The 12,083-nt window shown below is 66.9% G+C and carries 8 protein-coding genes; 7 read left to right on the top strand and 1 reads right to left on the bottom strand.

Features of this window, described 5'->3' with window-relative positions; genetic code table 11:
• Positions 1 to 31: 31 nt before the first annotated feature.
• On the bottom strand, positions 32 to 1,825 hold the full coding sequence (locus tag ACFE71_RS00835; RefSeq protein ID WP_375426922.1) for an IlvD/Edd family dehydratase: 1,794 nt from the start codon (positions 1,823 to 1,825) through the stop codon (positions 32 to 34).
• Between the two features lie 191 nt (positions 1,826 to 2,016).
• Between ACFE71_RS00835 and ACFE71_RS00830 the strand changes: the two genes are divergently transcribed.
• From ACFE71_RS00830 to ACFE71_RS00800, 7 genes are all read left to right on the top strand, one after another.
• The gene (locus ACFE71_RS00830) at positions 2,017 to 3,147 is read left to right on the top strand and encodes a zinc-binding dehydrogenase (protein WP_375426921.1); all 1,131 of its coding nucleotides are present in this window, start codon (positions 2,017 to 2,019) and stop codon (positions 3,145 to 3,147) included.
• Between the two features lie 295 nt (positions 3,148 to 3,442).
• Positions 3,443 to 5,857: an NAD-dependent epimerase/dehydratase family protein gene (locus tag ACFE71_RS00825; RefSeq protein ID WP_375426920.1), complete on the top strand. Its 2,415-nt coding sequence runs from the start codon at positions 3,443 to 3,445 to the stop codon at positions 5,855 to 5,857.
• A 2-nt stretch (positions 5,858 to 5,859) separates the two neighbouring features.
• A complete protein-coding gene (locus ACFE71_RS00820; protein WP_375426919.1) occupies positions 5,860 to 6,882 on the top strand; it encodes a glycosyltransferase family 2 protein in 1,023 nt (340 codons plus the stop codon).
• Positions 6,883 to 7,139: 257 nt separating this feature from the next.
• Positions 7,140 to 8,837, top strand: a complete 1,698-nt coding sequence (locus ACFE71_RS00815) for an ABC transporter ATP-binding protein (RefSeq protein WP_375426918.1) — start codon at positions 7,140 to 7,142, stop codon at positions 8,835 to 8,837.
• On the top strand, positions 8,834 to 10,045 hold the full coding sequence (locus tag ACFE71_RS00810) for a glycosyltransferase family 2 protein (protein ID WP_375426917.1): 1,212 nt from the start codon (positions 8,834 to 8,836) through the stop codon (positions 10,043 to 10,045). The genes ACFE71_RS00815 and ACFE71_RS00810 overlap by 4 nt, the downstream gene beginning before the upstream one ends.
• Positions 10,042 to 11,337: a glycosyltransferase family 2 protein gene (locus tag ACFE71_RS00805; RefSeq protein ID WP_375426916.1), complete on the top strand. Its 1,296-nt coding sequence runs from the start codon at positions 10,042 to 10,044 to the stop codon at positions 11,335 to 11,337. Before ACFE71_RS00810 ends, ACFE71_RS00805 begins: the two co-directional genes overlap by 4 nt.
• Positions 11,330 to 12,082, top strand: a complete 753-nt coding sequence (locus ACFE71_RS00800; RefSeq protein WP_375426915.1) for a class I SAM-dependent methyltransferase — start codon at positions 11,330 to 11,332, stop codon at positions 12,080 to 12,082. The genes ACFE71_RS00805 and ACFE71_RS00800 overlap by 8 nt, the downstream gene beginning before the upstream one ends.
• The last annotated feature ends 1 nt before the right edge of the window (position 12,083 follow it).

Here is a 12,083-nt window from a genome sequence, read left to right as displayed (position 1 = left end):
TTCCGGCCGAGCGTGATCCGCCCGTGCCACATCAATGACTGTCGCGCGGCAGCCCCTTCTGGGCGATGCGCTGATACTTGATCGCGGGCTCGAGCACCGCGCCCGTCTCGAACTGGCCGACGATGCCGCGCTGGATCTCCTGCCACGGCGTCTGCGAGGCGGGGGAGGCATAGCCGCCGGCCTCCGCCAACGCGGCGCGGCGACGGGCGATCTCGGCGTCATCCGCGAGCAGGTCGACCCGCCTAGTATTCAAGTCGATACGCACCCGGTCGCCCGTCTTCAGCAACGCGAGGCCGCCATTGACCGCCGCCTCGGGCGAGGCGTTCAGGATCGAGGGGCTGCCGCTCGTCCCCGACTGCCGCCCGTCGCCCAGGCACGGCAGCGCATGGACGCCCGCCTGGATCAGCGCGGCGGGCGGGCGCATGTTGACCACCTCCGCGCCGCCCGGATAGCCGATCGGTCCCGCGCCGCGCATCACCAGGATCGTCCGCTCGTCGACGCCGAGTTCGGGGCTGTCGATGCGGCTGTGATAATCCTCCGGCCCGTCGAACACCACGACGGAGCTCTCGAACGCATCGGGGCTGGCGGGGTCGGACAGGTAGCGCTCGCGGAACTCGGGCGAGACGACGGAAAGCTTCATCACCGCCGCGTCGAACAAATTGCCGCGCAGGACGGTCAGGCCCGCATGGGTCTTGAGCGGCCGGTCGAACGGCCGGATCACGTCCTCGTCCGTGCTCTGTTTGCCCGTATAGTTCTCGGCGACGGTCAGGCCGTTGGCGCACAGCGCCCCGCCCTCGATCAGCCCCTTGTCGATCAGCGCGCCCATGACGGCGGGGACGCCGCCCGCGCGGTAATAATCCTCGCCCAGATACTCGCCCGCGGGCTGGAGGTTGACGAGCAGCGGCACGTCCGCGCCGTGCCGCTCCCAATCCTCGAGCGTCAGCTCGACGCCGACATGGCGCGCGATCGCGTTCAGGTGGATGGGGGCGTTGGTCGATCCGCCGATCGCCGAATTGACGCGGACCGCGTTCAGGAACGCGTCGCGCGTCAGGATGTCGGACGGCTTGCGGTCAGCGCGGACCATCTCGACGATGCGGCGGCCTGTTTCCCATGCCGCTTGCTGGCGGTCGCGATAGGGCGCTGGAATCGCGGCCGACCCGGGGAGCGACATGCCGAGCGCCTCGCAGAGCGAGTTCATCGTCGTCGCGGTGCCCATGGTGTTGCAGAAGCCCGTCGATGGCGAGGAGGACGCCACCAGCTCGATGAAGCCGCGCGCGTCGATCTCGCCCGCCGCGAGCATCTGGCGCGCGCGCCAGACGATGGTGCCCGAGCCCGTCCGCTCGCCCTTGTACCAGCCGTTGAGCATCGGCCCGACCGACAGCGCGATCGCGGGGATGTTCACGGTCGCCGCCGCCATCAGCGCGGAGGGCGTCGTCTTGTCGCAACCGATCGTCAGCACGACGCCGTCGAGTGGATAGCCGTGCAGTATCTCGACCAGTCCGAGATAGGCGAGGTTGCGGTCGAGCCCGGCGGTCGGCCGCTTGCCCGTCTCCTGGAGCGGGTGCGTCGGGAATTCGAGCGGTATCCCGCCCGCCTCGATGATCCCCGCCTTGACGCGCTCGGCTAGGATGAGGTGATGACGGTTGCAGGGGACGAGGTCGCTGCCCGACTGGGCGATGCCGATGATCGGTCGGCCGCCCTGGAGCTGTTCGAGCGACAGGCCGAAATTGAGATAACGCTCGACATAGAGCGCGGTCATGTCGGGGTTGGTCGGATCGTCGAACCACGCGCGCGAGCGCAGGCTGCTCGGGGCGTCGCCGCTCATACGCATCCGTCCTTCGTCATCGAGCTTGACCGTCCCACTTGCGCATTTTGCGAAGATAGCGACCGCCATCGCGGACACAAAGCCTATATATCATATAAAAAACGGGTCGCGTGAGGCATGACAAGCGCGGGTTCACGGCGTTAAGCATATCCTGAGACGCGGCGGGCACGTCGCAGGGAGAGGAACGTGTCATGTCCGATCAGCCATACCAAGGCCTGGAGCTACGTTCGACGGTGTTCGCCGACGGGCGGCTGGTGCTCGACCTGCAGGACATCGCGGTCGGCGAGCCCGGGCGGGGCGAGGTGGTGGTGCGCGTCGAAGCGTCACCGATCAACCCGTCGGATCTGGGGCTGCTGCTCGGCCCCGCCGACCTGGCGACGATGACGGCGGGCGGGTCGCGCGATCGTCCGACGCTGACCGCGACGATCCCGCCGCAGCGGATGGGCATGATGAAGCCCCGGATCGACGAGCCTATGGCGGTCGGCAACGAGGGCGCGGGCACCGTGGTCGCGGCGGGGCCGGAGCTTCAGGAACTGGTCGGCAAGCGCGTCGGGATGCTCGGCGGGAGCATGTACACGCGGTTCCGCAAACTCCGCGCGCGCGACTGCATCGTCCTCCCCGAGGGCGCGAGCGCGGCGGACGGCGCGTCGATGTTCGTCAATCCGCTGACCGCGCTGGCCATGGTGGAAACGATGCGCGCGGAGGGGCACACCGCCTTGATCCACACGGCCGCCGCGTCGAACCTTGGGCGGATGCTCAACCGAATCTGCCTGGCGGACGGCGTCGAGCTGGTGAACATCGTGCGCAGCGCCGAGCAGGCGGCGATCCTGCGCGAGATCGGCGCGCGGCATATTGTCGACAGCACGGCCGAGAATTTCCGCGAGGCGCTGACCGACGCGGTGGCGGAAACGGGCGCGACGCTGGCGTTCGACGCGATCGGCGGCGGCAAGCTCGCCAACACGATCCTTCATGCGATGGAAGCGGCCGCCAACCGCACCGCCGCGACCTATAGCCGTTACGGATCGGCGACGTTCAAGCAGGTCTATATCTATGGTTCGCTGGATGTCGGGCCGACGATCATCGACCGCGGTTTCGGGCTGTCCTGGGGGGTGTGCGGCTTCCTGCTCACGCCGTTCCTGGGCAAGATCGGGCAGGAGGCGGTGCAGGCACTGAAGGACCGGGTGGCGCGCGAGCTCCTCACCACCTTCGCCAGCCACTACACCCATACGATCTCGCTCGCCGAGGCGCTGGAGCCGGCGACGGTCGAGGCTTATGCGCGCAAGGCGACCGGGGCCAAGTACCTGCTCGATCCCAGCCGCTAGGGGCCGGTCGGCCGACCGCTACCAGCACCAGCTAGGCGTCATCGCGTCGCACTCGTCACAGGCGCTTGTTTTTAGCGGAAGCGCCGTGAGCTGTAGGCCTAAATGCCTGTGCCGGATCAGGCATTCCACAGTCATTGAGGATAAGGAGTGATCTTCGTTCAGCGACAAACTGCTGAATAGTTAATGATCCAGATCAGGACAGGCGACACTTTGCATTCATGCATCCCGTGTACTAAAACAATGATAGATCGTCGGCAGCAGCGATTTTTTGCGTCCGAGTGAGAGGAAGAAGTAGTTGGGTTCGTTCAACATTCTGGTCACGGGCGGTGCTGGTTTCATTGGATCACATTTGTGTGAGAAGCTGCATCGGACTGGTCATCAAGTCTGGTGCCTCGACGATTTCAGTACCGGGTTCCGGGATAACGTCCGACATATGTCGGGATCCCCGCGCTTTCATCTGATCGAGGGCGACGTACGATCGGCGCTCCCCGATCTGCCGGTCGATCGCATCTACAATCTTGCTTGCCCGGCCTCTCCCCGCCATTATCAAAGCGACCCGATCGGGACCATGCGCACCAATGTATTCGGTGCGATCAACGTGCTTGATCTGGCGTTGCGCAACGGCGCACGCGTGCTGCAAGCCTCGACCAGCGAAGTGTACGGGGATCCGGAGGTCCATCCGCAAATCGAGACCTATGTCGGGGCGGTCAATTGTACGGGGCCGCGCGCTTGTTACGATGAGGGCAAGCGTGCCGCCGAGACGTTGTTCTTCGACTATCATCGCGAGCATGGCGTCTCCATTCGCGTCGCGCGGTTATTCAACTCCTATGGCCCACGCATGTCTTCCGGGGACGGGCGCGTCGTGCCGAACTTCATCGACCAGGCGCTGAGAGGCGAGCCGATCACCGTCTTCGGCACCGGGCGGCAAACCCGATCCTTCTGCTATGTCACCGACACCGTCGATGGGCTGATACGTTTGATGGACGCCGACGGAGCGCTGGTGGGCCCGGTGAACCTCGGCAATTCGGACGAATTCACGGTTTCGGAACTGGCCGATCTCGTGATCGCGAAGACCGGGTCCACCTCCAAGATCATCAAGCAGCCGCTGCCGGAGGACGATCCCAAGCTTCGCCGCCCCGACATCGGCAAGGCTCGAACGCTCCTCGGCTGGACGCCGCACGTCAAGCTGAGCGACGGTCTCGACCTGATGATCGCCGCGGTCCGTTCGGATATCGCATCGCGACCGGCTTGCGCGGTCGGCGATGGATCGCGCCGAACCGTCGCGATAATAGGCGGCGGCCCGGCCGGTCTGACCGCCGCCTATGTCGCGCTTACCCGCGGCGTCGATCTGCACCCCATCGTTCTCGAAGCCGACAGGCTGGTCGGCGGGATCGCCAGGACCGAAAACTACAAAGGATACCGTTTTGATATAGGCGGCCATCGCTTCTTCACCAAGGTGAAGCCGGTGGAGGATATATGGAAGGAGGTCATGCCGGAAGAGTTCCTTCGTCGACCACGCATGAGCCGGATATATTACAAGGACAAGTTCTACGCCTATCCGTTGAAGATATTTAACGCATTGGGCAATATCGGCGTCTATGAGTCGGCGCGCATTTTGATGAGCTACATGAAGTGGCGCAGTCGGCCGCACGTGGAAGAAGATAATTTCGAGCAATGGGTGACGAACCGCTTCGGCGGTCGTCTGTTCTGGCACTTCTTCAAGACCTACACCGAAAAGGTGTGGGGCATGCCCTGCACCGAGATCAAGGCGGATTGGGCCGCGCAGCGGATCAAGAACCTTTCGCTCCGCAAGGCGGTGATGAACGCGTTTACCGGCGCGAACGACACGGCCAGCCTGATCGAGGAGTTCGATTATCCGCGTTTGGGACCGGGGATGATGTGGGAGGCGATGGCCGATCGCGTTCAGGAACTGGACGGCGAGGTTCGTAAGCAGGCGCGCGTGACGGAGGTGCGTCATGACGGACGGCGTATCTCGGCTATCTGCGTCGAAGACGAACAGGGCGCCCATTCGGTTTTGGCGGCGGACGAGTTCATCTCGTCGATGCCGATCACCGAACTGATCCAGGCGATGAACCCGCCCGCGCCTGAAACCATCCAAGCCGCGGCGAAACTATTGTGTCATCGCGATTTCCTGATCGTGACGCTTATTCTCGACGACCCTGATCCCTTTCCCGACAACTGGATTTACATTCATAGTCCCGAGGTGAATGTCGGCCGTATACAGAATTTCCGCTCATGGTCCCCGGACATGGTACCGGATAAGGACCGGTCCAGCATCGGGATGGAGTATTTCTGCAATCAGGGCGACGGCATCTGGACCATGACGACCGAAGACTTGGTGGCCATGGCGGCCAAGGAACTTGAACATCTCGGTCTGGCCAAGGCCGCCAGCGTCGTGGACGGTACGGTGATCCGCCAGCCGCTTGCCTATCCCGTTTATGATAATCACTATCGCGCGTCACTGGACACGTTGCGCGATTGGTTGGGCCGGTTCCGAAACCTGCAGATGGTCGGTCGGAACGGCATGCATCGATACAATAATCAAGATCACTCGATGCTTACCGCCATGTATGCGATCGAGAACATCCGTGGGGCCAAACATGATCTCTGGTCGGTGAACGTCGACCAGACCTACCATGAGGACGTGGAGGCCGCGCCGCGCCTTCAGCAAGATAAAGCCGTAGCTTGATCGTGTGGCAGGCACCTTCGGCAGGCTGGAAGGTGTCCGTCGTCGTTCCGGGCCTGGATTGCGCAACGACCTTGCGGTCGTGCCTTTCGGCGATCATCGGTTCATCGCTTACCCCGGATGAACTGCTGTTTTTCGATGATGGTTCCGTCGACGGCAGCGGCGATCTGGCTCGAAGCGTCGGCGCGCGAGTGATGCGGAACGACGGCGCGCCGTTGGGCCCCGGCATGGCCCGAAATCGCGCGGCGGCCATCGCGCGGGGCGACGTGCTGGTGTTCGTGGACGCCGACGTCGTGGTGCACGTCGACGCCATCGCACGGTTGGTTCATGCGATCGAAGGGCGGCGCGACGGCGGCACCGTCGCCGCTTTCGGCTCGTACGACGATAGGCCTCCTGCGCGAAACATAGCCAGTTTGTACATGAACCTCCGTCACCATGCGGTGCATCAGCAAGGAAATAGTCGGGCCACGACATTCTGGGCCGGCTTGGGCGCGATCCGCCGCGACGCCTTCGTGGATGCGGGCGGCTTCTCCAGCCGATATGGACGCCCGAGCATCGAGGACATCGAACTCGGCACGCGGTTGATCGCGGCGGGCGGGCGTATCCGGTTGATCCGCGACGCCCAGGGAACCCACCACAAGCGGTGGAGCCTGATGCGGGTTTGGCGCACCGACATATTCCATCGCGCCATCCCCTGGTCCCGCCTGATCGCCGAGCGGGGGGTCCCGGCGGTCGACCTCAATGCCGCTCCCCAGGAACGGCGCGCGGCGATCCTGGCGCACCTGGCACCCGTATTGTGGGCGGGAGCTTTCGCCTATCCTCCCCTCCTGGTGTCTGCGGCGGTCGCTTCGGCGGCGTATCTGGCGCAGAACCGTCGGCTTTTCGCGGTCATGCGACGGCGCGTGCCGGCACATCTGCTCCCCGCCATCGCCCTTATGCATTGGACGTACCACATCTACGCCAGCCAGATCTTCGGCTGGACGCTTCTCATTCAAAAACGACGAAGGCGAAGCCGTGCGACGGACTGACCGCCATACGGGTCGAGATCCTCGGTCTGCCTCACCATTCGCAGGCAAGTGGGCGGCGCGAGTGAAGACATCGGCGCGTCGGGCTTACGGCTTCGACCGAGCCGGCGATCGACGCCCGTGAACGGTAACCGATGCATCCACGCCGGGATATGCTCCGCGCAACGAGCGGCCATGGGCCGCGAAGAGCGGTGAGGAGGCCGGACGACACCTCGTACGAGGCGGCGACGAGGCCGCCGGGTCGCGTCGGTTTGGCCGTGATGGCGCTCAGTGGGTTGGCGGCCCTGTCCGACGGGGCCGCGCTCGTCACGTTCATCCCATTGGTGCGCCGCCTGACCCGCGCTTCCGACGCGGACTGGACAAGCTGGCAGGCCTTGGATTGGCTGGGCAGGCAACCCGTCCCCATCATCCTCATGGTATTGGCGGCGTTCGTCGCCGCCAAGAACGCGTGCGAGTTCGCCGCCACCCTGCTGATCAAGCGGACGGAGGGGCAGGTTGCGCACGCCCTGCGGCTGCGGCTGCTCGAGGGAACGCTCTTCGGCGCGGTGGAGCGCGGTGGCCGGCACGAGCAGGCCGACATCCTGTCGGTGCTGGCGGACAGTTCCTGGAAGGCGGCCACGGTCGTCGCGCACGGCCTGCGATTTCGCGCGGCCGCGGTCGGCGGCGCGGTTCTGGTCGTGACCATGGCCGCATTGTCGTGGCGGCTGACGCTGGTGGCACTGGCGGCGTTCGCCGCGATCGTGCTCCTGCTGCGCAAGACCGTGACGGTGGCGGAAAACGCCGGCGGCGCGGTCGTCACGGACAACAAGGCGCTGGGCGTCAGGATGATGGACCTGCTGGGTGCGCTCCAGCTGATCCGCACCTTCGGGCGCGAGCGGCCGGAGCTGGACCGCTTCCGTCGGGAATCCGAAACGCTCCGCAGCCGCATGCTCATGCTCGACGGGCTGTGGGCGCTGCCCGGACCCCTTGCGGAGATCTCGATCGTGGCGGCGCTGGCGCTGCTGATCCTGGCCGGCACCGCGCTTGGCCTTCATGTCGCGACGTTGGTCGCCTTCCTGTCGGTCCTTTTCAGGTTGCAGGCACCCGCCCGCATGCTGATCGACAGCCGGCTCGCGAGCCGCGGGCTGCTGCCCGCCGTTCGGCAGGTCGAGGATTTGCTGGCGGAAGCCGATCGCCCCGGGATCGTGTCGGGACCGGTCATCGTCGACACGGTGGCGCAGCGAATCACTTTCGAGGAGGTATGGTTCCGCTATCGCGACGACGGGCCCTGGGCGTTGCGGGACGTGAGCTTCACGATCGAGGCGGGACGCATGACCGGACTGGTCGGCAGCTCGGGCGCGGGCAAGTCGACGATCATGCTCATCCTCTACCGATTCGTCGATCCGACACAGGGACGGGTCCTGGTGGATGGCCGGCCACTCACGCAACTGGACGTCGTGGCATGGCGCCGCGCGCTCGGGCTGATGGCGCAGGAAGTGCATCTGCGCGATACGTCGATCGCCGAGAACATCGGTTACGGCGACCCCACGGCGGCGCTCGAGCGGATCGAGGCGGCGGCGCGGCTGGCCGCGGTCGACGCCGCGATCCGCGCGCTGCCCGACGGCTATGCCACCCGGGTCGGCACCGGCGGCTATCGCCTATCCGGTGGCCAGCGCCAGCGGATCGCGCTTGCCCGTGTGCTGCTTCGCGATCCCGCGGTCCTGTTGCTCGACGAAGCGACCAACGCGCTCGACGCCGAGGCGGAACATCACGTGCGGCTCGCGATGGCGGCCTTCGGCGCGGGGCGGACGGTGGTCGTCATCGCGCATCGCCTCGCCAGCGTCGCCATGGCGGACACGATCGTCGTGCTGGACGGCGGCCGCGTGGTGGAGAACGGGTCGCCGTCGGCCCTGCTGAACGAACGCGGCCGCTTCGCCGAACTGCACGATCTCCAGACCGGCGCCGGAGGTCGGCGATGAGCTACGCGATCGTGGATCTCGATGTGGACGCACTGCCCGAGGCGGTCGTCTGCCCTGCGGATCGCACCGGACTTGCATTCCGTTTCCGATCCGGCGACCGGCCGATCGGCGCGGTCATGCAGGCGTTCACGCCGGGCACCGTGATCGATCGCGAGACGGTTCGGCAAATCGCCGGCGCCGACGTGGCCGAACGTCGATTGGCCCTGGCGCTGGAACCCCGGCCGGCCGATGCGCCGCCGCTCCCCTCGCTGACGATCGCGATCTGCACCAAGGATCGTGCGGTTCGGCTGGCGCGGTTGTTGGATGGCCTCGCGCCCGTGGTGGCAGGATCGCCGTTCGCGGCTACGCGTGTGATCGTGGTGGACAATGCCTCCTCCGATACCGCCACGCATGATGTCTGTGCGCGACGGCCCTGGGCGCGTTACGTCCGCGAGCCGAAGGCGGGGCTCGACTTCGCGCGCAACGCCGCGCTCTTCGCGGCCGATACCGACTTGATCGCCTATCTCGACGATGACGTCGTCGTCGACGCGCACTGGGCGCACGGGCTCGCGCGGGCGTGGCGCAGTCGGCCGGACGCGGGCGGCTTCACCGGTCTCGTGCTCGCCTATCGCCTCGACACGGCCGCGCAGATCGCGTTCGAGGAAAGGGGCGGCTTCGGCCGGGGGTTCCGGCGACGCGAGGTGCATGGCGACGATGGCGAGAACGGGCTTCACCCGGTCGGCGCTGGGACCATGGGCGCGGGGTGCAACATGGCGTTCGACCGCCGATTGGTCGTCGCGCTCGGCGGCTTCGACGAGGCGCTCGACACCGGTGGGCCGGTGCCCGGGGGGGGCGATCTCGATATATTCTATCGCGTGCTGCGCAGCGGACGGCCGATGATCTACGAGCCGGCCTATCTCGTGTTCCACGAGCACCGCGAGACCATCGAGCAGTTGCGCCGCCAATATTGGACGTGGGGCCTCGGCTTCGCGGCGTTCCTCACCAAGGCGAGCCGGCATGACCCGGCGTTGCGCCCCAGACAGCGTGCGCTGGTCCGCTGGTGGCTGGCGGACCAGCTGAGGCGCTTGCTGGGCGCTTGGCGTCACGGCACGCGACAGGAAGTGGGCTTCGCCTGGGCGGAACTGAGGGGCGGCCTGGTCGGCGGCGCCGGGGAATATGATCGATCACGGCGCCGCGTGTCCGCGATCCGGCGGCGGGTGGCCGAATGACTAGGGTTCTCTCTCTCGACCTCGCGCATGGCGACACTGCATCGCCGCGACCCGATGCGGGGCCGGTCCGCCTGATCTTCCGCTGGCGCGGGCTTCCCCTGGGCGCCCGGACCTTCGCGGCGGCCGAACTGCCGCTTTCACCCGCGACGGTCGCCGCGCTCGGCGCCGATCTCGGCGCGGCGCAGCTCGCCGCCCGGGACCCGGTCTTCGGCGTGCTTCCCTTCGCCGGACATGACGGACGCACCCAGCGCCATGCGCGCCTGGTCGGCGATGCGCCCGACGATGTGGCGGGGCGGCTCGATCGGATCGCCGACGCCGCCGCGTCCCCGCTTCGCCGACGCTGCTCCGTCATCGTCTGCACGCGCGACCGGCCGACCGGCCTCGCCTCCTGCCTGGACAGCCTGGCCCGCCTCGATCCGATGGCGGACGAGATCATCGTCGTCGACAACGACGCCGCGGGCAGCGCCCGGGCGGTCGTGTCCGCGCACCCGCATTGCCGTTATGTCCACGAGCCACGTCCAGGGCTCAGCGTCGCCCGCAACGCCGGGATCCGCGCGGCGACCGGTAATCTGATCGCCTTCACCGACGACGACGCCCGGCCCGACCCCGGCTGGATGGGTGAGATGGAGCGCGCGCTGACGGTGGACCGGGTCGACGCGGTCACCGGGCTGGTGCTTCCCGCCGAGCTCGACAGCGAGGCGCAGAGAATGTTCGAGTTCGGCTTCGGCGGGCTGGCCGCGGGTTTCCTGCCGCTGATGTTCGACGAGCGATTCCTGGCCGCGTCCCGGCCGCACGCGCCCGCGGTTTGGCGGATCGGCGCCGGTGCGAACATGGCGTTCCGACGCGAGGCGTTGGCGCGGGTCGGCCTTTTCGACGAACGGCTCGGCGCCGGCGCGGCGGGGTGCTCGGAAGACTCGGAATTGTGGTACCGCATCCTCGCCGCGGGTGGGCGTTGCCTATACGAGCCGCGTTGCGTCGTCCACCATCGCCATCGCGCCGACATGGCGGGGCTGCGCCGACAGATACGGGCGTACATGCGCGGCCACGTCGCCGCGCTGATCGTCCAGCACGATCGGTACGGGAGTCCCGGCGATCGCGCGCGCATCTTTCGCGCCTTGCCGCGCTACCTCGTCGGCACGGTCATCGGCAGCCTGATCGAATGGCACCCGCGACGACTGCGTCTCGCCTTGGACGAGACAGCGGGATGGCTTGCCGGAACGACATACTGGTTTCGTCGCGGCTGGCGTCGGCGAGCGACGTTGGCGCGCATGGTGGAGGTCCGCGATGACTGATGTACCGGCGCGCGCGCCGCTCGGGGCGTTCCTCGCCCGAAATCCCTTTCCCCACGGCTTCACCGACGGACTTTTCTATCGCGAGAAGATGCGCGCGATCCACCGCGTCTCGCCCGCGAGGATCGGTGACGGGAAGCGCCTGCGCATCCTGGAGATCGGCGGCGGGCGTAGCGGCATGGCGGGAATGCTTTACCCGGACGCCGAGATCGTGAACCTCGACATCGATCCGGCGCTGGCCGACGACGCGGCCAACCGGGACATCACCTTCGTCGTGGGGGATGCCCGCGACCTGCCGTTCCCTGACGACTCCTTCGACGTCGTCACCCTTCTCGACGTGCTGGAGCACATCCAGGATGACCAGATCGCGGCACGCGAAGCGGCGCGGGTGGCGAGGCCGGGCGGCACGATCCTCGTCTCCTGCCCGGACGCCGACTGGCGCTATCCGCACCACGGGTTCATGCGCGCGGTGGCGCGCGACGAGGCGGAGCTGATGGCGGAATGGGGGCACGTCCGGCGCGGCTATACGCCGGACGCGGTCGCCGCGTTGTTCGGCCGACCCGCGGACCGGCGCGCGGCCTTCATCGGCCCGCTCGCCGCGATCTATCACGACCTGGCCTTTTCACGGCTGGGGCGGCTCGGAAGAACGATCGGCTATGCCGCGACCGCGCCCCTCGCCCTGGTCGGGTACCTGACCGATCGCGGCGCGGGCAAGGGCAGCGAGACCGCGTACGCCTGGGACGTCTAGG

It is taken from the genome of uncultured Sphingomonas sp. (genome assembly GCF_964237155.1).
Taxonomy (GTDB): domain Bacteria; phylum Pseudomonadota; class Alphaproteobacteria; order Sphingomonadales; family Sphingomonadaceae; genus Sphingomonas.
The sequence above is the reverse complement of the archived record's forward strand: the minus strand, read 5'-3'. Positions and strand labels throughout refer to the sequence as shown.